Source organism: Paraburkholderia sp. BGA-UO-ETr-F21 (assembly GCF_059567925.1).
Genome location: NZ_JCAQOY010000017.1, coordinates 171,298 through 193,270, shown reverse-complemented (window position 1 = coordinate 193,270; position 21,973 = coordinate 171,298). Strand labels below are relative to the sequence as shown.

16 protein-coding genes and 1 pseudogene are annotated in these 21,973 nt (G+C 61.7%); 9 read left to right on the top strand and 8 right to left on the bottom strand.

From position 1 onward, the window contains the following. Window positions 1–74: 74 nt before the first annotated feature. A complete protein-coding gene (gene lolA / locus AC57B1_RS13280; RefSeq protein ID WP_496417699.1) occupies window positions 75–812 on the bottom strand; it encodes an outer membrane lipoprotein chaperone LolA in 738 nt (245 codons plus the stop codon). Between the two features lie 425 nt (window positions 813–1,237). Then, entirely contained in the window at window positions 1,238–3,550 is a 2,313-nt protein-coding gene (locus AC57B1_RS13275) for a DNA translocase FtsK (protein ID WP_408344874.1), read from the bottom strand. A 345-nt stretch (window positions 3,551–3,895) separates the two neighbouring features. On the opposite strand from AC57B1_RS13275, the gene trxB reads away from it, so the two are divergent. From trxB to AC57B1_RS13260, 3 genes are all read left to right on the top strand, one after another. Continuing rightward, entirely contained in the window at window positions 3,896–4,897 is a 1,002-nt protein-coding gene (trxB, locus tag AC57B1_RS13270) for a thioredoxin-disulfide reductase (RefSeq protein WP_408187302.1), read from the top strand. Window positions 4,898–5,076: 179 nt separating this feature from the next. Continuing rightward, window positions 5,077–5,844, top strand: coding sequence for a Smr/MutS family protein (locus tag AC57B1_RS13265; protein WP_496417698.1), 768 nt, complete (start codon window positions 5,077–5,079; stop codon window positions 5,842–5,844). Window positions 5,845–5,857: 13 nt separating this feature from the next. Next, the gene (locus AC57B1_RS13260) at window positions 5,858–6,478 is read left to right on the top strand and encodes a trimeric intracellular cation channel family protein (protein WP_091800716.1); all 621 of its coding nucleotides are present in this window, start codon (window positions 5,858–5,860) and stop codon (window positions 6,476–6,478) included. Between the two features lie 76 nt (window positions 6,479–6,554). Here the strand turns inward: AC57B1_RS13260 and AC57B1_RS13255 are convergent, their stop codons facing one another. After that, window positions 6,555–8,393: a GmrSD restriction endonuclease domain-containing protein gene (locus tag AC57B1_RS13255; protein ID WP_496417697.1), complete on the bottom strand. Its 1,839-nt coding sequence runs from the start codon at window positions 8,391–8,393 to the stop codon at window positions 6,555–6,557. Window positions 8,394–8,677: 284 nt separating this feature from the next. Between AC57B1_RS13255 and AC57B1_RS13250 the strand changes: the two are divergent. Beyond that, window positions 8,678–8,980: pseudogene (locus AC57B1_RS13250) on the top strand (trimeric intracellular cation channel family protein); the annotation flags it as partial. Window positions 8,981–9,077: 97 nt separating this feature from the next. Here AC57B1_RS13250 and fliD read toward each other — a convergent pair. Then, window positions 9,078–10,586: a flagellar filament capping protein FliD gene (fliD, locus tag AC57B1_RS13245; protein ID WP_496417696.1), complete on the bottom strand. Its 1,509-nt coding sequence runs from the start codon at window positions 10,584–10,586 to the stop codon at window positions 9,078–9,080. Window positions 10,587–10,869: 283 nt separating this feature from the next. Here fliD and AC57B1_RS13240 point away from each other — a divergent pair, with 283 nt between their 5' ends. Both AC57B1_RS13240 and AC57B1_RS13235 read left to right on the top strand, forming a co-directional pair. Then, window positions 10,870–11,529, top strand: a complete 660-nt coding sequence (locus AC57B1_RS13240) for a glutathione S-transferase family protein (protein ID WP_408187305.1) — start codon at window positions 10,870–10,872, stop codon at window positions 11,527–11,529. 122 nt (window positions 11,530–11,651) lie between these two features. Continuing rightward, window positions 11,652–12,569: a LysR family transcriptional regulator gene (locus AC57B1_RS13235; protein ID WP_091796363.1), complete on the top strand. Its 918-nt coding sequence runs from the start codon at window positions 11,652–11,654 to the stop codon at window positions 12,567–12,569. Between the two features lie 78 nt (window positions 12,570–12,647). On the opposite strand, the gene AC57B1_RS13230 is transcribed toward AC57B1_RS13235, so the two are convergent. From AC57B1_RS13230 to AC57B1_RS13215, 4 genes are all read right to left on the bottom strand, one after another. Beyond that, the gene (locus AC57B1_RS13230; RefSeq protein WP_408187306.1) at window positions 12,648–13,763 is read right to left on the bottom strand and encodes an ABC transporter ATP-binding protein; all 1,116 of its coding nucleotides are present in this window, start codon (window positions 13,761–13,763) and stop codon (window positions 12,648–12,650) included. Between the two features lie 103 nt (window positions 13,764–13,866). Then, the gene (locus AC57B1_RS13225; RefSeq protein WP_091796367.1) at window positions 13,867–14,724 is read right to left on the bottom strand and encodes a carbohydrate ABC transporter permease; all 858 of its coding nucleotides are present in this window, start codon (window positions 14,722–14,724) and stop codon (window positions 13,867–13,869) included. Next, the gene (locus AC57B1_RS13220; RefSeq protein ID WP_091796369.1) at window positions 14,714–15,652 is read right to left on the bottom strand and encodes a carbohydrate ABC transporter permease; all 939 of its coding nucleotides are present in this window, start codon (window positions 15,650–15,652) and stop codon (window positions 14,714–14,716) included. Before AC57B1_RS13220 ends, AC57B1_RS13225 begins: the two co-directional genes overlap by 11 nt. Window positions 15,653–15,852: 200 nt before the next feature. Next, window positions 15,853–17,100 (bottom strand): ABC transporter substrate-binding protein, encoded by a 1,248-nt coding sequence (locus tag AC57B1_RS13215; RefSeq protein ID WP_091796372.1) that lies wholly within the window; start codon window positions 17,098–17,100, stop codon window positions 15,853–15,855. A gap of 543 nt (window positions 17,101–17,643) precedes the next feature. Between AC57B1_RS13215 and zwf the strand changes: the two genes are divergently transcribed. The 3 genes from zwf to AC57B1_RS13200 all read left to right on the top strand — a co-directional run bounded on the left by zwf (window position 17,644) and on the right by AC57B1_RS13200 (window position 21,889). Next, window positions 17,644–19,107, top strand: a complete 1,464-nt coding sequence (gene zwf, locus AC57B1_RS13210; RefSeq protein WP_091796374.1) for a glucose-6-phosphate dehydrogenase — start codon at window positions 17,644–17,646, stop codon at window positions 19,105–19,107. A 180-nt stretch (window positions 19,108–19,287) separates the two neighbouring features. After that, the gene (gene pgl / locus AC57B1_RS13205) at window positions 19,288–19,995 is read left to right on the top strand and encodes a 6-phosphogluconolactonase (RefSeq protein ID WP_408344859.1); all 708 of its coding nucleotides are present in this window, start codon (window positions 19,288–19,290) and stop codon (window positions 19,993–19,995) included. Further along, entirely contained in the window at window positions 19,973–21,889 is a 1,917-nt protein-coding gene (locus AC57B1_RS13200; RefSeq protein ID WP_091796378.1) for a bifunctional transcriptional regulator/glucokinase, read from the top strand. The genes pgl and AC57B1_RS13200 overlap by 23 nt, the downstream gene beginning before the upstream one ends. Window positions 21,890–21,973 lie beyond the last annotated feature (84 nt).

The following is a 21,973-nucleotide window of genomic DNA, read 5'->3' as shown; positions in this document are numbered from 1 at the left end:
GCTAGCGGCCCGCCATGAAAAAAGCCGCGCACGGAGCGCGGCTTTCTGCCTGTCACATGCCACCCGCAGGCGGTTTAGCCGTTGATCACGTCCGCGCCCTTAGGCACCGTGAACTTGAAGGCGTCGGCCGGCAGCGGCGGGTTCTTCTGAATATTCGAGAAGGTCAGCAGCGTGACGTTGCCGAACACGTCGTGCAATTCCATCGCTTCGAGATTGCCGTCCTTGAAGCCGATGCCCACGCGCTGAAACTGCGTGTCTTTCGCCTTCGGCGTCAGTTCGAGCCAGTCGATGCCGGCCTTCACACCCGCGTCACGCAGTGTGAAGTTCTTGTCGAGATCGTTGCTGCCGAACAGGATCGCCGCCGGGCTCGCGCCGAGCGCGCCGCCGAGACTGCGCACTGTCACCTGATTCAGATCCTTGTCGTACACGTAGAGCTTGTCGCCGTCCGCCTGCAGCAGTTGGGCATAGGGCTTCTCGTATTGCCAGATGAACTTGCCGGGACGCGCGAAGGTGAAGGTGCCGCTCGACGTGCCGGTCTTGCCGGTGCCCGTAGTGGACAGCGTGCCGCTCGCGCCCTGCTGCGCCTTGCTTGGCACCCGCACTTCCTGCTGCACGAAGGTGCCGCGCGCCGAATGCACTTGCGCGACGAACGCTTTCAGCTGCTCGGTGCCGCTCGCGAATGCCTGCGATGCGAAGAGCACCGATGCGCCGATCGCCACACTGCCCACGCCACGCGCGAGGGTCCGCGCGAGTTGGCCGAAACGGCCGGATTGAGCCTTCTCTCGAGCGTGCTGCTGCGCGAATAGCTGCATATAGTTTTCTCCCTTGATTGAATTCGTTGAGCGGTCGTGACCGCTTGCCTGCGCATTGGGCGATGCCTGCGCGACCATTGGCGAGGAGCTGCCGCAATGCCAGCGAGCCTGCGTCCCATTTGCCGTACCCAAGCGCGTAGGGGCAGCTTAGCCACCCCGCCTTAAACGAGCCTTAGGGTAGCAACCGGCCCTTCACAGACGCAAAGCATGGCTCGCCAAACGAGCCTTCGCAGTGGTAGCGACGCCTCAACGCCACGACGCGTGGTTTGCTTTCCTTTTGGCAACGCTAATGAGGCGTCCGCGTCTCGCCGCCGCCGACAGTGCATTCGCCACTTCGTTGCGAACTCGCTGCCGTCGGTCAATCCGCGCTGCCGCGCCGGGGCGAGAATATTCGCCGCCTCGCTGCGATCTCGCTGCCCGTCGGCTTATTCCGCTTCCCGCGCCGGCGCCAGAATCTCGCGATTGCCGTTCGATGACATGGCCGAGACCACGCCCGAATTCTCCATCTGCTCGAGCAGGCGCGCCGCGCGGTTATAGCCGATGCGCAAATGCCGCTGCACCAGCGAGATCGACGCGCGGCGGTTCTTCAGCACGACGTCGACCGCCTGGTCGTATAACGGGTCCGACTCGCCGTCGCCCGATCCGGTTCCCCCGGCGCCCGCCGAGCCTTCGTCGCCCTCGCCCGTCACGCCGCCTTCGAGAATGCCTTCGATGTAGTTCGGCTCGCCCTGTTCCTTCAGCTTGTCGACCACCCGATGCACTTCCTCATCCGACACGAACGCGCCATGCACGCGGACCGGCAAACCGCTGCCCGGCGGCAGATACAGCATGTCGCCCATGCCGAGCAGCGATTCCGCGCCCTGCTGGTCGAGAATCGTGCGCGAGTCGATCTTCGAGGACACCTGGAAGGCCATCCGCGTCGGCACGTTGGCCTTGATGAGACCGGTGATCACATCCACCGACGGACGCTGCGTCGCCAGAATCAGGTGAATGCCGGCCGCGCGCGCCTTCTGCGCGATCCGAGCGATCAGCTCTTCGACCTTCTTGCCGACCACCATCATCAGGTCGGCCAGTTCGTCGATCACCACCACGATGTTCGGCAGGCGCGTGAGCGGTTCCGGATCGTCCGGCGTGAGGCTGAACGGATTCGGCAGCTTTTCCTCGCGCTTGGCGGCTTCGTCGATCTTGTTGTTGTAGCCGGCGAGGTTACGTACGCCGAGCTTGCTCATGAGCTTGTAGCGGCGCTCCATTTCGGCGACCGCCCAGTTCAGCGCGTGACCGGCCTGGCGCATATCCGTCACCACCGGACAGAGCAGATGCGGAATGCCTTCGTACACGCTCATTTCCAGCATCTTCGGATCGATCAGGATCATGCGGACCTGATCGGCGCTCGCTTTGTAGAGGAGCGACAGGATCATCGCGTTGATCCCCACCGACTTGCCCGAGCCCGTGGTACCGGCCACCAGCAAGTGCGGCATCTTCGCGAGGTCGGCGCACACCGGCTTGCCGCCGATGTCTTTACCGAGGCCCATGGTCAGCGGCGATGCGGCATCCGCATACACCGCCGAGCCGAGAATCTCCGAGAGACTCACGGTCTGCCGACGCTGGTTCGGCAGCTCCAGCGCCATGAAATTCTTGCCCGGAATCGTTTCGACCACACGGATCGACACGAGCGACAGCGAACGCGCGAGGTCTTTGGCGAGACCGACGATCTGGCTGCCCTTCACGCCTGTGGCCGGCTCGATTTCATAGCGCGTGACCACCGGGCCCGGATACGCCGCGACCACGCTCACTTCGACGCCGAAGTCCTTGAGCTTCTTCTCGATCAGACGGGACGTGAATTCCAGCGTATCCGCGGAAATGGTTTCCTGCGCGGCGGGCGCGGCATCGAGCAGCGAAATGGGCGGCAAGGTGGAATCGCCCGGCAGGTCCGTGAAGAGCGGCACTTGCCGCTCCTTCTCGACGCGCTCCGACTTGGCCGGCGTGACGACCGGCGGCACGATCATGACCGGCTCGTGTTCCTCGATCCGCACGCGGCCCTTCTCGACCTTGCCTTCGCGCTTGACGGCGGCCGCTTCGCCCAACTTGCGGTCGCGGCCGGCCTCGCGGCGCAGCTTGGCGAAGGTCACCGCGGAAATGATCGATTCGCCGACCTTCTCCGACACCGACAGCCACGAAAAACGGAAATACAGCGACAGGCCGATGCCGAGCACGATCAAGAGCGCCAGCGTGCCGCCCGTGAAACCCAGCGCATGCGACACGCCGCGCGCAACGGCCTCGCCGATCACGCCACCCGGCGCGCGCGGCAACTGCACTTTGAGCGACCACATGCGCAATGCCTCGATGCCGTCGCACGCCAGCAGCACGAGCATGAAGGCGAACGCGTCGGCAAGCCAGCTCTCGCGCGGCGCGTCTTCCTGCTCTTCCTCGTGACGGGTGATGCGCTTGTAGTTCGCGGAGATATGGCGGCCGAGCAGCACGATCCACCAGTAGGCGGACAGGCCGAACAGCAGCAGCAGGATGTCCGACGTCCACGCGCCGACGCGGCCCGCCCAGTTGGCGATATGGTCGACCTGCGCGGCATGGGTCCAGCTCGGATCGCGCCGGCTATAGCTGACGAGCGCCATGAGCAGGAAGACGCCGAGCGCCACCTGCAGGATCCAGCGGATTTCGGTGAAAAGGCGCGACATGCGGTGCGGCAATGCCTGCGCGCTCGCGGAATAGGGAGCTTTTGCCATTGATCCTGTTGCGTGTGTGCCCGATTCCCGGCTTGGGTGGTTGCCTGAACCGCAGCCGAACCTCGACCGGCGGGGCTTCGGGCCCGATCCCGGCTTCCGGGAACTTCGATCCGGCCTATTGTAAACGCAGTGTCCCGCGCGAGGCTGTAAATGACGGTAACTTGGCCGTTTGGCCACAGAAAGGCGCTGCGGGGTGCGAGGCGACGCTATCGGTGCGATCGGAAAGCTTCATGGAGCGGGCCGGCGCCTCGCCCTTTATAATGCCGGACTGATACCCAACTATAGTTTCAGCTCAAGTCGCGCGGCCTCGCATGGGCGAGCCGGGCGCCGTAAAAGGATTCGATCATGCCCGCAACTTCCACGAAACACGCCAAGGTTCTGATTCTCGGTTCCGGTCCCGCCGGCTATACGGCTGCGGTCTACGCGGCGCGCGCGAACCTCGCGCCGGTGCTCGTCACGGGCCTCGCTCAAGGCGGCCAGCTCATGACCACGACCGACGTCGAAAACTGGCCTGCCGACGCCAACGGCGTGCAAGGCCCGGAACTGATGGCACGCTTTCTGGAGCACGCCGAGCGCTTCAACACCGAAATTATTTTCGACCACATCCATACGGCCAAGCTGGATGAGAAGCCGATCCGCCTGATCGGCGATTCGGGCGAATACACCTGCGACTCGCTGATCATCTCGACCGGCGCCTCGGCGCAGTACCTCGGGCTGCCGTCGGAAGAAGCGTTCATGGGCAAGGGCGTGTCGGCCTGCGCCACCTGCGACGGTTTCTTCTACAAGCAACAACATGTGGCCGTGATCGGCGGCGGCAATACCGCGGTCGAGGAAGCCCTCTACCTGTCCGGTATCGCGAAGAAGGTGACGGTGATCCATCGCCGCGACAAGTTCCGCGCCGAGCCGATCCTGATCGACCGTCTGCTGGCGAAGGAAAAGGAAGGCCTCGTCGAGATCAAGTGGGACAGCACGCTCGAAGAAGTGACCGGCGACCAGTCCGGCGTGACCGGTCTGCGTATCAAGAACACGAAAACGGGCGCCACCGAAGACATCGCGCTGCAGGGCCTGTTCGTCGCGATCGGCCACAAGCCGAACACGGATATTTTCGCGGGCCAGTTGGAGATGAAGAACGGCTACATCATCACCAAGGGCGGCCTGAATGGTTTTGCGACCGCCACCAGCGTGCCGGGCGTGTTCGCGGCGGGCGACGTGCAGGACCACGTGTACCGTCAGGCGATCACCAGCGCGGGCACGGGCTGTATGGCCGCGCTCGACGCGCAGCGCTATCTGGAAACCATCGACGAGATGGCTGGCGAGCACGCCATGAGCCAGGAAGCCGAGCGTTAATCAGCCACGCCGGCGAGCGAGCCGGTCAGGAAGATTGGCGCAACGGTAAAATGACGGCTGGGCATGGCCCGGCCGCCTGTCAGAAGAAAGGCCGCGGCTGAAAAGCCGGCGGCCTTTTTGCATTCCGGTCGCAAGCAAACGTCGCGCGACCGGTCCACTTTTCTGCGTGTCTTACCCCTATGCCGAAGAATCAGCCCCATCCGAGCGAACCGAAGCGCGCGCGAGCCGTGGCGCGTCCCGCGCCCGAGCCGGCTGCGCCCGCCGTCAAACCGAAGGTGGAACCGGCCGCCGGTCTCGCCGGTCTCGCCGGCCTCGGCGCATTGCGCGATGCGCTCAAAGTCGACACGCAACGGCGCGAGCGTGAAAAGGCGGCCGCCGCGGCCGCGCAGCGCGAAGCGTCGGCGGACGCCGATCTGTTTCGCCGCGAGATTGGGGCGGTCGCGCCGCTAGCCGTGCCGCCGCGCGCCACGCTGCCGCGCAATCCGCCGCCACCGCTGCCGGTGCAAACCAGACTCGACGAAGAAGCCGTGCTGCACGAAGCGATCTCGGACGAGTACGATCCCGAAGTCCTGCTCGACACCGACGAGACGCTGTCCTACTGCCGTCCCGGCGTGAGCCAGGAAGTCGTGCGCAAACTGCGGCGCGGCGACTGGATCGTGCAGGCGCAAATCGACCTGCATGGCATGCGGCGCGAGGAAGCGCGCGAGGCGCTGGCGGAATTCATCCGCGAATCGGTGAAGCGCGGCTTGCGGTGTTTGCGCGTGATCCACGGCAAGGGTCTGGGATCCATTGGCAAGGAGCCTGTGTTGAAAGGCAAAGTACGCGCGTGGCTCGTGCAGAAGTCCGAGGTCATCGCGTTCTGCCAGGCGCGCCCGCATGACGGCGGCGCCGGCGCGGTGGTCGTGCTGCTGCAGCCGGGCGCGTTGCCGGCTCACACCAGATCCTGACGGAGCCGCGGTGATCCATCCGAGGCTGACCCTCGCGCTGACCCTCATGGAGGCGCTGGCGATTTTCGCATACGCCATTTCCGGTTTCATCGAAGCGAGAACCCGCCGGCTCGACACAGTGGGCACGTTTCTGGTGGCGATCGCCACGGCCTTCGGCGGCGGCACGTTGCGCGACGTGCTGCTGGAGCGGCGGCCGTTTTACTGGGTCGAGCATCAGGGCTATCTGATCGCGATCTTCGTGATGTCGCTGTTCGCGCCGATGCTGTTGAAAATGACCTCGCGTCTGCTTTCCGAACGGGTTCTGCTGGTCGCGGATGCGATCGGCCTTGGGCTCTTCAGCATCGCCGGCACATCGATCGCGCACGACGCGCAAATGCCGTGGTTCACCTCGGTGCTGATGGGCGTGCTGACGGGGGTTTTCGGCGGCGTGATTCGTGACGTGCTGTGCAACGAGGTGCCGCTGATTCTGCGCGACTCACGGCCGTATGCGACCTGCGCGTTCGTCGGCTGCTGGCTGTATGTGCTGATGGATTACTTCGACTTCGACACCGTGTATAGCGTGCTGATCGCCACCGCCTTTATCCTGCTTGCAAGGCTGGTGACGTTCAGGCTTGATGTGCGGTTGCCGCATTGAGCGCATCGAGGCCTATGAGAAGTCGTCGCTCTCAACTGGTCAGCAGATCCCGAAAGTTTCGCATGATCCGACCTCGTCACACCCGGCAGTTTTCCAAAAACTCATTGAGCCTGGCGGCGATCAACTTGCGCCGTTGTGTCAGGAACTGCTTGTACGCTGACAACTCAAGCAATGAATCTTTTGTCGGAATTGCCTGAGCGACAAACGGCCCGCGTCCGTGCTCTTCTATATAGGATGGCAGATATTTGGAAGGCAGCTTGTCGCTGATCGCACGATTTGTCTTTCCGCCGATAAAAGCTAAGTTCGCAATATCATCGGCCTCACGCACGGAGTAATCCTTGCAAAGTTGTTTTTTCGGGAAGATGTGATGAAACTGTAGGTGATGCTGGCTCCCTGAATGATCTAGTGCAATTGCAAGGTTTGAACGCCAATCTTTTGCATCCGCTGCGCGAAACGCAAGGAACATCGTCTTGAAGAGTGCGCTGCGCTGGCTTCGCCCCTCCAACTCTTCGGGAGCGATGTCAAGGCGCCCGAATTGCAATCTCAGCCTGTCGATAAGGTCTTGAACATTGCCGCCGTCGCGAAGGATTGCGAGATCCTGATTAAGGATCGTTTCGCTCGATCCTCGAGAAAAGCGACCTTTGGCATTGGCGACCAAGATCCAATAGCGTAATTGAGAGGCTTCTTGGGCTTTCACCTTATATTTGTGCAAATGTCCAAAATATGCCAAGACGACCAACAAAAAAGGCGAAGATAGAAGAACCGGACTTTCGATCCCCACGTTGCTCTTCAGGAAATTCAGCGCGAAATGCATGCCTTCGCACGAGCTCTTCCAAGCCGTTTTTAATTTGTTTGCCGACAGACTGCCCACGGTCAAGAATTGCGACTGCCCTGTCGCAAAAGCCATGAGGTTCTTGAGATGAAGTCCGAGATCAAGATCGAATCCCCTTTTTGCGCAGTCGGTCTGAAAATCCAAAAATGTCTGGAGCGAGTGTCGCCATTTCGCCGTAATTTGAGCGAGCGCTAAATCGGAGCGCCTGAGCTTTGCGCCCAGTGAGTTAACTCGAACAAAGATTTCAGTAACTTCATCGTACGACAGGGTGCGCTCGAGCACGTCCATCCGATACACGTACTTGCGTATGGCCCGGAGCTTCGCTAAACGTTGGCTGTATCGCTCATACCGCGGGTCATCGAAATCCGAAACACCGGCGTGTTTGAGAAAAGGCGCGTCACTGTCATTCTTGAATACTTCCGAGACTTTTACCCATTGGGGCATTTGCTCCAGCTTTCGCGTCGATACCACAAAGGTCATTTTGTTGAATCGCTTGAGAAGTTCATCTTCGTCAGAATCTGCATCCTCATTCGCAATATCGTCATCATCTTCAACGTCTTCCGTGTTGAGACTGCTTTCCTCGACCTCAGTGATCAATGTGAGCTGATCAGGATGTTCAAGATTGAAAAGAAGGTCAATTGGACGCTGTCGTCCGCGCACCCGGACGGGCTCCCCTCTGATGACCGCGGACAGTGACGTAAGCCTTTGTTGGCCGTCGAGCAACAGACGTGTGCTCTTATACGGATTCGCGCTTTGGCTGACCGCAAAATCTTGCAAAGCGATCTCTTCATTAGTTTCCCAAAGCAGAATCGCACCGGAAGGGTAACCGCGGTAAAGGGAGTCGAGCAAATCCCGAACGCGCGTTGAACGCCAGACGTACTGCCGCTGCATTTCAGGGAGTCGAAGTTCGCCACGCTCGATCATCGATACGAGCTCATCAACGGACGCTTCTGCCTTAGACACAATTATTCCCTTATCGTAATCATCAAATACTTTTACCTGCTCATGGCAAAGCACAAGCAAAACCGGCTCAAGGTCCGGTCCGAGAGAGGTGATTTCGCAGGTTTCAATCTTCCTCAGCATTTAATAGTGGTGCCGGGAAAACCTTCGCAATGCTAACGCCACTCGGCCGAAAAATTAACTGAATGGCGACCTTTGCAATCAAATTTGACATATCCCGGAAAACACCTACATCTTCCAACCGACAATCGCAATTGCACTGGTGAACCTTCACTGGGAAAACTTAAACCGGTGCGCATGCGTAACTGATGAAATGGCGGATGTCGACGTGATGCGAGTTGTTTCGCGTAGGATCCTTCGCTCTCCGACCGAACCATGTGCGCCCTTCAAGTCCTCCGCCCAAAGCCCTCTTCAGCATCGCCGGCACATCGATCGCGCACGACGCGCAAATGCCGTGGTTCACCTCGGTGCTGATGGGCGTGCTGACGGGGGTTTTCGGCGGCGTGATTCGTGACGTGCTGTGCAACGAGGTGCCGCTGATTCTGCGCGACTCACGGCCGTATGCGACCTGCGCGTTCGTCGGCTGCTGGCTGTATGTGCTGATGGATTACTTCGACTTCGACACCGTGTATAGCGTGCTGATCGCCACCGCCTTTATCCTGCTTGCAAGGCTGGTGACGTTCAGGCTTGATGTGCGGTTGCCGCACTAGCTGCCGCACAAGCTCCCGCACAAGCCAGCGGGCGGCACGGCCCGCCTCGACCCGCGGCGTACCGCACGCGAACCGGCCGCCGCCCCGCCCTTCAACCCTACTTGTTGGTCGCCAGCGCGCCCGCGCTCTTCGAGCCGCCGAACAACGCCGTCAGATACGCCGAGTTGTTGTTCATGGTCGCCATCAACGTATTCAGTGCAGTGAACTGGCTCTGGTACTGCTTCGTCAATTGCGTGGCGTAGTCGCTCAACTTGCTTTGCTGCGCGGTGACGCTCTTCAGGTCGGCATTCAGCGCGGAGTTGCGCGTGTCGATAATGCCGCCCGTGCGCGTGAACTCGGCAATGCTCTTGTTCAGTTTGGCGCCGATCCCATTGGTGGAATTGAACAACGCGGCAACCTGCGCCGAGCTGGAGTTGAGCGCGGTAGTCAGTTTCGCATTGTCCACGACTAGCGTACCGTCCGCCGGATCGCCTTTGAGGGCGATGCCGATATGGCCGAGAGTCACCACCGAACTGCCCTGGCCAACCCCGCCGCTGACGATCGAAGCCAGCGCGTTCTTCACCGTCAACAACGTCGAGTCGCCCAGCAGCGCGCCGCCCGTCTTCGACGATTTGTCGTACGAGGACAGCTTGCCGATCGTGGTGACAACGGTGTTGTACAGATTGACGAAATTCGTGATGGCCGTGTTCTGCCCGGTGGTGTCCGGCGCGATGGTCAGCGTCTGCGGGTTGTTGACCGACGCGCTCGACAGATTCAGCGTGACGCCGGAAATCGCATCGGTGACGGCATTGTTGGCGCTGCGCGCCGCGATCCCGCCGATGGTGAGCAGCGCGTCTTGCGCGGCTTCACTCTGCCGCCACGCCCGGCCGGCATCCGACGAAACGATCGTGGACGGCGCGCCGTTCGCCCCGGGCGTCGACGTCACGCCGAGGCTCGACAGGCCCGCATCGTTCTGAACGTTGCTGGTGGCCACGTTGATCGTGTTGGCCGAGCCGGTGTTAGACGAACGCAACACGAGGTGCGCCCCGCCGGTACCGGTCACGATCGTTGCCGTGACGCCGGGATTGTTGCCCGCTTTATTGATCGCGCCGGCAATCCCGCTCAAGGTGTTGTTGGTGCTGTCGATCGCGACATCCATCGACTTGCCGCCGACCGAGATGGTCAGCGTGCCGGTGCCGAGCTGCGTGGCCGCACCGAACGCCGCCGAAGACAGGCTTTGCGACGAAGCGATCTGTGTGACATCGATCGTATAGCTGCCGGCCACCGCGCCCGGACCTGCTTTCGGGTCGAGGCCCTTGGCGCTCGCGGTAGCCGCGAAGGTGGACAACGTCGTTCCGTCAGACAGATTCTTGAGCGCCGCCTGCAACGCGGACAACGCCGAAGTCAGCGCGCCGTAGGCGGATAAGGTGGTGTTGTCGCTGGTTTGCCTTGCTTGCAGCGCCGCCGCCTGGCCCGCCGTCCTGGCGTTCACGAGCACCGAGACCAGCGACGCCACGTCCATCGACGAGTTGCCGGTCGAACCGCTGATAATGGATTGCGCCGCTTGCTGAACCTGGCTCTGCGCGTTCGAGGTCGCGCTGTTCACCGAAGACGTGATCGTAGACATCTGAAGCCCCCGTGCGTCGAATTATTCGTTGTTGATTTGAGTGACGCCCCGAGCTTGCTTCTGTCGCACCATTTATCCGGTCACGTCGGCGTCTCTTACAAAGTTTTCAAATGTTACACCATCTTTCTTCATAGTTTTATGACGGTTTGTCGTAGCGAATGCCGGCCAATCGATCCTCATGGCTGTCGATTTGCGGCGCCGCCGTTCGTCGTGAAGTAAACGGTCGATCAGGCCGTCACCGCGCGCAGCGCGCCCAGCAATCTCAACCGTTCAAGGTGACACGATGCCCCTGAAGCTCTACGCCCATCCGTTCTCCTCGTACTGCCAGAAGGTCCTGACCGCGCTCTACGAGAACGGCACACCATTCGAATTACGCCTGCTCGCGCACGACGACCCGCAAGTCATGGCCGAATTCGCCGCGCTCTGGCCGATCAAACGGTTTCCGCTGCTGGTGGACGGCGGCCGGACGGTCATGGAGGCGAGCATCATCATCGAATACCTGGGCCTTTATCATCCCGGACCGGTGCCGCTCGTGCCGGCCGACGCCCGCGCGGCGCTGGAAGTGCGCGGCATGGACCGCTTCTTCGACAACTACATTTCGACGCCGCAGCAGAAGATCGTCTACGACAGCATGCGCCCGGAGCCGGAGCGCGACCCGCGCGCCGTAGCCGAGGCGCGCGCCATGCTCGACACCGCGTACGGCTGGCTGGACAAAGTGATGGCGGAGCGCGAATGGGCCGCCGGCGACACTTTCAGCCTCGCCGATTGCGGCGCCGCGCCATTCCTCTTCTATGCCGACTGGACGCACGCCATCGGCCCGGCGTTTGCGCACGTGCTCGCTTACCGCAAGCGGCTGCTGGCGCGGCCGTCGTTTGCGCGCGCGGTGGATGAAGCGCGCCCCTATCGCGCGTTTTTCCCGCTCGGCGCGCCGGATCGGGATTGAGCACGACGGCCCGGCAGAGGCGCTGTGCGGGCGGCCGACTCTCAGCCTATGCGACAACAATTTTTCCAACCTATACACTTCACTTCGAAACCTACTTCCGGCAATCACTCATAAGGCAAAACATGGACCGTTTCGAAGCGATGGAGATATTTACGCGTGTGGTGGAGGCGAACAGCTTCACCAAAGTATCCGAGTCGCTCGACCTGCCACGCGCCAAAGTCAGCCGCACCATCCAGGCGCTGGAGGAACATGTCGGCGTGCGTCTGCTGAACCGTTCGACGCGCCAGGTCAGCGTCACCGAAGACGGCGCGCTGTTCTACGAGCGCTGCGTGCGCATTCTCGCCGAAGTCGTCGACGCCGAATCGTCGCTGTCGAACAAACGCGAAAATCCGGCCGGGACGATTCGCGTGGATACGTCCGGCACGCTGGCCCGCGCGCTGCTGCTGCCCGCGCTCGATGATTTCTACCGGCAATACCCCGAGATCGACGTGCGGCTCGGCCTCGCCGATCGCAACATCGATCTGATTCAGGATGGCGTGGACTGCGTGATCCGCATGGGCACGCCGGAAGAGTCGAGTCTCGTCGCACGTCGGATCGGCCAGGCGCGCATCGTCACGTGCGCGTCGCCGGCGTATCTGGAGAAATACGGCGAGCCGACCACGCTCGAAGCGTTGAGCGAGCACCGCGCGGTCAATTACGTGTCCGCCCGCACGGGCAAGACGTTCCCGTTCGAATACGAAGTGGACGGCGAAATCGCCAAGGTCACGTTGAAAAGCGTGCTCGCGGTGAACGACGGCTCCGTGTATATCGGCGCGGCCGTGCTCGGCCACGGCATCATCCAGCCCTCGCGCTTCATGGTCTCCGATCTCATCAACCAGGGCGCGTTGAAGGAAATCCTCACCACCTACACGAGTCCCGGTACGCCGTTATCGGTGCTCTACGCGCACCGCCGCAATCTGAGTTCGCGGCTACGCGCATTTATCGAGTGGGTGACCGAACTGGCGCGCAACAATCCGGATCTGCGCATTACGGACCAGTGAGCGGCGTCCGCAAAACAGAAAGCCCCTTGCGCTTCGCAGCGCAAGGGGCTTTCTTCAAACTCGATCCAGACTTTCCGCTCAGGCAATCCGCTCTTCGTTGGTCGGATCGAACAGCACCGCCTTCGAGGTATCGAACAGCAGCGTCGTGTTCGTCAGCGGTTGCGGATTCGAGGCCGGGTGCACGCGGCTCACGATCCGCTTACCGTTGACCTGCGCGAACACCAGCGTGTCCGGGCCGGTTGGCTCGATCACGTCGACCTTCACTTCGATCGGCTGCAGCTTCGCGTTGTCGCCGTGCGCGCCACGCGCGTCGGTGATGCGCTCCGGACGCAGGCCGAGAATCACATCACGGCCAACGTGCGACTTCACCTTCGCGGAGTCGAACGGCAGGTTCAGCGCCGTGCGCGCGACGCCCGTATCCAGTTCGAGCGCCACGCCCGCGCCCTGCTCGACCAGCTTGCCCTGGATAAAGTTCATCGGCGGTGCGCCGATGAAACCCGCCACGAACAGGTTCGACGGCGAGTCGTAGATTTCCTGCGGCGCGCCGAACTGCTGCACGATGCCGTCTTTCATCACCGCGATGCGGTCGCCGAGCGTCATGGCTTCGATCTGATCGTGCGTCACGTAGACGATCGTCGTGCCGAGGCGTTGATGCAGCAGCTTGATTTCCGAACGCATCTCGATACGCAGTTTCGCGTCGAGGTTCGACAGCGGTTCGTCGAACAGGAACATGACCGGATCGCGCGCCAAGGCACGGCCCATGGCCACGCGCTGACGCTGGCCGCCGGACAGTTGTCCCGGCTTGCGATCCAGCAGGTGCGTGATCTGCAGCGTATTCGACACGCGGTCGACGATCTGCGTTTGCTCCTGCTTCGGCACCTTGCGGATGTTCAGACCGAACGAGATGTTCTCGCGCACCGTCATGGACGGATACAGCGCGTACGACTGGAACACCATCGCGATATCGCGATCTTTCGGCGACAGGTTGTTCACCGTCTTGCCGTCGATCTGAATTTCGCCCTTGGTCACGGTTTCGAGGCCGGCGATCATGTTGAGCAGCGTCGACTTCCCGCAGCCCGAACCGCCGACGAGAATCAGGAACTGGCCGTCTTCGATGTCGATATTGACACCCTTCAGGACCGGCACCCCGTTCGGGTAAGTTTTGTACACGTCACGGATGGAAAGGCTTGCCATGCTGTGAATCCTCTTGTCTCTGGTACTGCTTGAAAACGTCTTCGGGTGACGGCGGCTTCGAATCGAACAGAAGCCGCCGCGCTCGGATGGTTGAGCCTGGCGTCTAGCCCTTCACTGCGCCCGCCGTCAGGCCGCGCACGAAATAGCGTCCGGCGATGATGTACACCAGCAGCGTGGGCAGTGCGGCGATGATCGCGCCGGCCATGTCCACGTTGTATTCCTTTACGCCGGTCGAGGTATTCACGAGGTTGTTCAGCGCCACCGTGATCGGCATCGAATCGACACCGGAGAACACAATACCGAACAGGAAGTCATTCCAGATCTGCGTGAATTGCCAGATCAGGCACACCATGAAAATCGGCAGCGAAACCGGCAGCAGAATCTTCGTGAAGATCGTGAAGAAACCCGCGCCGTCGATACGCGCCGCCTTCACGAGTTCAGCCGGAATGCTCACGTAGAAGTTGCGGAAGAACATCGTGGTGAAGGCGATACCGTAGATCACGTGCACCACCACCAGGCCGGTGGTCGTGTTCGACAGGCCGAGAAAGCCTTCGAAACGCGCCATCGGCAGCAGGATCGCCTGGAACGGAATGAAGCAGCCGACCAGGATCATCGTGAAGATCGGATCCGCGCCACGGAAACGCCAATGCGTGAGCACATAACCGTTGAACGCGCCGATGATCGACGAGATCAGCACGGCGGGAATCACCATCCGCACCGAGTTCATGAAGAACGGCTGCATGCCGTCGCAACGCACGCCCGTGCAGGCGCCGCTCCATGCCTTGATCCACGGCTCGACGGTCCAGTGCGTAGGCGGCGTGAGCAGGTTGCCGGTGCGCAGCTGATCGATGTCCTTGAACGACGTGGACAGCATCACGTACAACGGGAACAGGAAATACAGGGCAAACAGAATCAAGGCCGCGTAAATGACGGCACGGCTGATCGTCATCTTAGGCTGCATTGCGGGTGCTCCTCGATTCCAGATACATCAGCGGCACGAGCACGGCCACGACAGTGGCGAGCATCATCATCGACGATGCCGCGCCGACGCCCAGCTGCCCGCGATTGAACGAAAACGTGTACATGAAAATAGCCGGCAGGGACGACGACGTGCCCGGACCGCCCGCGGTCAACGCGACCACCAGGTCGAACGTCTTGATCGTGATGTGGCAGAGAATCAGCAGCACGGAGAAGAACACCGGGCGCATGCTCGGAATCACGATCTTGCGGTAGATGGTGGGCAAGCCCGCGCCGTCCATCTGCGCGGCCTTGAAGATTTCACCGTCCACACCGCGCAGGCCCGCCAGGAACAGCGCCATGACGAAGCCGGTGGACTGCCACACGGCCGCGATCACGACGCAGAAAATCGCCTTGTCCGGATCGCCCAGCCAGCTGAACGAAAAGCTCGTCCAGCCCCAGTCGTGAAACACCTTCTCGAGGCCGATGCTCGGCGTCATGATCCATTGCCATGCCGTACCCGTCACGATGAACGACAGCGCCATCGGGTACAGGAACACGGCGCGCAGCGCGCCTTCATTGCGAATCTGCTGATCGAGCAGGATCGCGAGAAAGAGACCGAGGCCGATACAGATACCGATGAACGGGATGCCGAACCAGCCGAGGTTCGCAGCCGACGTCCAGAACACGTCGTTATCGAACAGTTCGCGATAACGGTCGAGACCGACAAATTCATAACGAGGCATCAGTCGCGAATTGGACAGCGACAGATAGCCAGTAATGGCGATGAAGCCATACACGAAGATCAGGCTGATCACGACGCTGGGTGCGAGCACCAGCTTCGGAATCCAGCGATCGGCAAGGGCCGCCATGGGCGACGCGCGGCGGGTGACGGAGGCCGTTTTCCCGTTTCCGCTGATAGAAGCAGTCACTACTCGACTCCTGCTGAAACTGTGCCGCCAGGACATTCGCGCCGGAAGACGCGAGGCCGCAACGGCATAGGTGTGACTCTATGAAACCAGGCTGAAGCCGCCTGCCAATGCCAGGACTTCCACCCCGGCAATCAGCGACGTGAAGGGCGCGCCCGGTGCCCGTTGATGAACCGCCGGGCGCGCCGCATCATTCACTTCACTTACTTGGTCTTCGCTGCCTTCGCGAGCGCGGCAACCGCGCTCTTCGAATCCTGCTGCGAGTTCATGAACTTCGTGACCACGTCCGAGATCGCGCCGGCTGCTGCATCCGGTTGCGCCATGCCGTGTGCCAGCGAAGGCACGTAGCCGCCCGACTTGATCGCCACTTGTTCATCCGCGTACGACTTCTTCGCGCAGTCGTCGAACTTGGCCATCGACACGCCCAGACGAACCGGGATGGAACCCTTGTTCAGGCTGAACTGTTCCTGGAACTCCGGCGACATGATCGTCTTGGCCAGTGCGAGCTGACCCGGCGTTGCCGCCTTCGCGCCCTTCTGCTGGAAGAACACGAACGAGTCGACGTTGAACGTGTAGGACTTTTCCGTGCCCGGCACAGCGGCGCAGATGTAGTCCGAGCCCGACTTCTTGCCGGCGTTGGCGAATTCGCCCTTCGCCCAGTCGCCCATGAACTGCATGCCGGCCTTGCCGTTGATGACCATGGCCGTTGCCAGGTTCCAGTCACGGCCCGTGCGGCCTGCGTCGAAATAACCTTGAATCTTGCGGACCGTGTCGAACACGCCGACCATCTTGTCCGAGGTCAGCGTCTTTTCGTCGAGGTCGACCAGCGCCTTCTTGTAGAAGTCCGCGCCTTGCGACAGCACGACGTCTTCCCACAGCGTCAGGTCTTGCCACGGCTGGCCACCCATCGCGATCGGCTGGATGCCCGCGGCCTTCATCTTGTCGGCCACGGCGAAGAACTCAGGCCACGTGGTCGGCGCCTTGCCGCCTGCCTTGTCCAGCGCTGCCTTGTTGATGTACAGCCAGTTCACGCGGTGCACCGAGAACGGCGCGGCGACGTAGTGACCGTCTGCGTGCATGATCTTGTCGATTTCCGGCGGCAGGTTCTTCTTCCAGTCACCCGCGGCGGAGTCGATCGGCACCAGCACGCCTTGCTGCGCCCAGTCCTGGATCAGCGGACCCTTGATCTGCGCAGCGCTCGGCGCGTTGCCCGAGATCACCTGCGTCTTGAGTGCCGTCATGGCAGCCGCGCCGGCGCCACCCGCAACCGCAAAGTCCTTCCACGTGTAACCCTGCTTCGTCATGTCGTCCTTGAGGACGCCGACGGCTTTCGATTCGCCGCCCGAAGTCCACCAGTGCAACACTTCGATCGACTCGGCAGCCTGCACGGCCGAGACGCCACACATCAGACCTGCGGCGCACAAAGCGCCCATGATCGCGCGAAATTTCATTGCTTATCTCCTCCAGACACCTGAACAAAAAACAAATGGCCCCTGATGTCGCCAGGGTGCTGTGGTTGGTTCAAACAGGCAAAACACTGGGCGATCGAGCACGGTCGGGCGCATGCGCGAGGCATGTGCCGGCGGACCGATTTTCGGCCGCTGGAAGCTCAAGAGATGAGTGGTTCGGGATGCAACTGACTGTCTCCTCTTTTGATTTTTGCCTGCCCGCGTCGCGCGCGGCAGACTCGAGGTGCCTTGCACGTCAACCTGGTGCGACCATTACGGAAAGCCGCTCAACTGCCCGGCTTTCCACAAGGGCCGCAGGGCGTGCTGGCGCGTACCGACACGCAATGTCCGTTAACATGCAGGGGACGCCTGCCGATTCGGGAAAACGCGCATCTGGACTTGCAGCGCACGCTTTTTTCATCGAATTAGCGTTACCTCTTGATTTGGATTGTAGTTAAACTACAATTCAGTGTCAAAAAAAATTTTATCGGACTACGGTCGCTCAACTGTTCAACTTCGGCGGCCCCAGGACATCGACGGAGACTCATGCAAACCGATTCAAGTTTCACCTTCGTTCTCTTCGGCGGAACCGGCGATCTGTCGATGCGCAAGATCCTGCCGGCACTGTTTGAAGCACACCGTGCAGGCGGCATGCTGGCCGACAGTGGCAAGATCGTGGCGGTGGCCCGGCACGCGGCGGATCGCAGCGAGTACCTCCAGTGGGTGAACGAACACGTCAAGCCACATGTGTCGAAGAACGGTGTGGACGAAACGGCGTGGGCGGGCTTTCTGAACCGCATCGAGTTCGTGAATATCGACCTCGGCAAAGCGGAAGACTTCGTGCACTTGCGCGACGCCATCCAGGATCTGCCTGGCATTCGCGTGTTCTATCTGGCTACGGGTCCGTCGCTGTTCGTGCCGATCTGCCATGCGCTCGCGTCGGTGGGACTGAACGAGAACGCCCGCATCGTGTTGGAAAAGCCGCTCGGCTATGACCTCAAGTCGTCCAACGCAATTAATGATGCAGTCGGTGAAATCTTCGCCGAAGAACAGATCTATCGGATCGACCACTACCTCGGTAAAGAACCGGTGCAGAACCTGCTGGCGCTGCGTTTCGGCAATGCCCTGTTCGAGCCGCTGTGGCGCCGCGAGTGGGTTGAAAGCATCCAGATCACGATCGCCGAAGAACTCGGCGTGGAAGCGCGCGGCGACTTCTACGACAACACCGGCGCCCTGCGCGACATGGTGCAGAACCATTTGCTGCAACTGCTTTCCATCGTGGCGATGGAGCCGCCCCACTCCATGGATTCGGATTCGGTGCGTGATGAAAAGCTGCGCGTGCTGCGCGCCTTGAAGCCCATCGACCCACGCGACATCGGCAAGGTGGCCGTGCGCGGCCAGTATCATTCGGGCGTGATCCGCGGCACCGCGGTGCCGGCCTATGCAACGGAGTCTGGCGTCAGGCCGGACAGCACGACCGAAACTTTCGTCGCACTGAAGGTCGAGATCGAAAACTGGCGCTGGGCCGGCGTGCCGTTTTTCCTGCGCACCGGCAAGCGCCTCGCCGATCGCGTCGCCGAGATCGTGGTGAACTTTCGTGCAGTGCCGCATTCGGCGCTCGGCGCTTCCGCGCTGCGTGCCGGCGCGAACCGCCTCGTGATCCGTCTGCAGCCGAACGAAACCATTCGCCTCTACTGTCTCGCCAAGCAGCCCGGCGAAGGCATGAACCTCGCCAGCGTCCACCTCGATCTCGCGTTCGACCAGTTCTTCCGCGAAGGACAGATGGAGGCTTATCAGCGTCTGCTGCTCGACGTGATCAACGGCCGCCTCGCGTTGTTTGTGCGGCGCGACGAGCAGGAAGCCGCGTGGCGCTGGGTCGAACCGATCCTGAACGAATGGAAAGTGTCGAACAAGCCGCCCAAGCCGTACGCTTCGGGCACGTGGGGACCGGCGGCGTCGAGCGCGATGCTGGCGCAACATGGCACCTGCTGGCTCGAAGAAGAGAATTGAATCACGGCGGCACGTCGTATTCCACGGAACATGACGCGCCGCCTGTAAGACCCACCGACGAACTGAACGGAATGGCGCCGGTATCACGAGGGCGCCTGCAGGTCATCCACCTCGCAGGCATCGCGTGAGAGCAGTACGGCACATTCCGCAGATCCAACAAGAAAGCAGCACGGAGGAGAAGTGATCGAGCTTCACGCTTTCGACGATCAACGCGCCCAATCCGACGCGTTGGCGAAAGCGGTTGGCGACGCGTTACATGCGTCGCTCGCCGCACAGGCCGCCGGGTCAACCACCGGCGCGCGCCCCGCAATGCTTGCAGTGTCCGGCGGCAGCAGTCCGCGCCCGTTTCTGCAGACGTTGTCCACGCAAACCTTCGACTGGGCACGCATTGCCGTGACACTGGTCGACGACCGTTGGGTGCCGGAAACGGACAGCGCGAGCAACTCGCAACTGGTGCACGCCACGCTGTTGCAGAACGCCGCGAAAAACGCGGCCTTCTGGCCGCTCACGGACACCACGCAGGAACTGAACGCTCACGTCGCCGCGCTGAACGCCGACCCGCGCTTTGGCGTCGTGCCGGACGTCGCGATTCTCGGCATGGGCGAAGACGGCCACACGGCGTCGATCTTTGCCGACGCGCCCGAATGGGACCATGCGATCACCACCCGCGAGCGCTTTGTCGCCGTGCACCCTGGCAGCGCGCCGCATGCGCGCGTAAGCTGGTCGCTATCCGCGTTGAAAGAAGTGAAGCATCTGTTTTTGCTGATCGCCGGACCGCGCAAAATGGACGTGCTGAACGCCGCCACCGCTGCGCTACAAAAAAATGCCATCTCACAGTTGGCGAACGACAAGGGAGTGAGACTCGATGTCTACTGGTGTGCAAACTAAGGCTGTTCCGGGCGCGGGCCAGCACGCCGATGGACCGAGGCTCCTGGCCGACATCGGCGGCACCAATGCGCGTTTTGCGCTGGAGACGAGCCCGGGCGAAATCGGCTCGGTGAAGGTCTATCCGTGCGCGGACTATCCGGGCGTTGCCGAAGTCATCAAGAAGTATCTGAAGGACACCAAGATCGGCCGCGTGAATCATGCGGCGATCGCGATTGCGAACCCGGTCGACGGTGACCAGGTGAGCATGACCAATCACGACTGGAGCTTTTCGATCGAAGCCACGCGCCGCGCGCTCGGCTTCGACACGCTGCTGGTGGTGAACGACTTCACGGCGCTGGCCATGGCCCTGCCCGGCCTCACCGACGCGCAACGCGTGCAGGTGGGCGGTGGCGCGCGCCGTCCAAACAGTGTGATCGGCCTGCTCGGCCCGGGCACCGGCATGGGCGTGTCCGGCCTGATTCCCGCCGACGACCGCTGGATCGCGCTCGGCAGTGAAGGCGGTCACGCCACCTTCGCGCCGGCCGATGAACGCGAAGACATCGTGCTGCAATACGCGCGCAAGAAGTGGTCGCACGTGTCGTTCGAACGTGTGGCCGCGGGTCCCGGCATCGAAGTGATTTACCGCGCGCTCGCGGGCCGCGACAAGAAGCGCGTTGCGGCCAACGTCGACACGATCGAGATCGTCAAGCGCGCGCTGGAAGGCGAGCCGCTCGCGGCCGAATCCGTCGACGTGTTCTGCGGCATTCTCGGCACCTTCGCGGGCAATATCGCGGTGACGCTCGGCGCGCTGGGCGGCATCTATATCGGCGGCGGCGTGGTGCCGCGACTCGGCGAGGTCTTCGCGCGCTCGTCGTTTCGCAAGCGTTTCGAAGCCAAGGGTCGCTTCGAAGCCTACCTGCAGAACGTGCCGACGTATGTGATTACCGCTGAATATCCGGCGTTTCTCGGCGTCTCCGCGATTCTCGCCGAGCAGTTGTCGAACCGCGCGGGCGGCAGTTCATCGGCGGTATTCGAGCGGATTCGCCAGATGCGCGATGCGTTGACGCCGGCCGAGCGCCGCGTGGCCGATCTCGCGCTGAATCATCCGCGTTCGATCATCAACGATCCGATCGTCGATATCGCGCGCAAGGCCGACGTGAGCCAGCCTACCGTGATCCGCTTTTGCCGTTCGCTCGGCTGCCAGGGCTTGTCCGATTTCAAGCTGAAGCTGGCAACGGGCTTGACCGGCACGATTCCAGTGAGCCACAGCCAGGTGCATCTGGGCGACACGGCTACGGACTTCGGCGCGAAGGTGCTGGACAACACCGTGTCCGCGATTTTGCAGTTGCGAGAGCACCTGAATTTCGAGCACGTCGAACGGGCCATCGACCTGTTGAACGGCGCGCGGCGTATCGAGTTCTATGGTCTCGGCAATTCGAACATCGTCGCACAGGACGCGCACTACAAGTTCTTCCGTTTCGGCATCCCAACGATTGCCTACGGCGATCTGTACATGCAGGCGGCGTCGGCGGCCTTGCTCGGCAAGGGCGATGTGATCGTTGCGGTGTCCAAGTCGGGGCGCGCGCCTGAACTGCTGCGCGTGCTGGATGTAGCCATGCAGGCGGGCGCCAAGGTGATCGCGATTACGTCGAGCAATACGCCTTTGGCCAAGCGGGCCACCGTCGCGCTCGAAACCGATCACATTGAAATTCGCGAGTCGCAGTTGTCGATGATTTCGCGGATTCTGCATCTGGTGATGATCGATATCCTGGCTGTCGGCGTGGCCATTCGTCGTGCCGTGCCTAGCGCGGATGTGGCGGAAACGGTCGCGAAGGCGCGCCAGGGTGCGGATGATGATGCGACCGCCGTGCTGGATTGGCTGAGCCACGGCGCGGCTTCTTCCGCGCGGGATTGACGTTGGGAAATGGGCTGCGCCGTGGGAGTGAGTTGTTTTACCCGCGGTGCTCGCCTGTCCTTGAAGTCATAGTGGTCGGTCAGT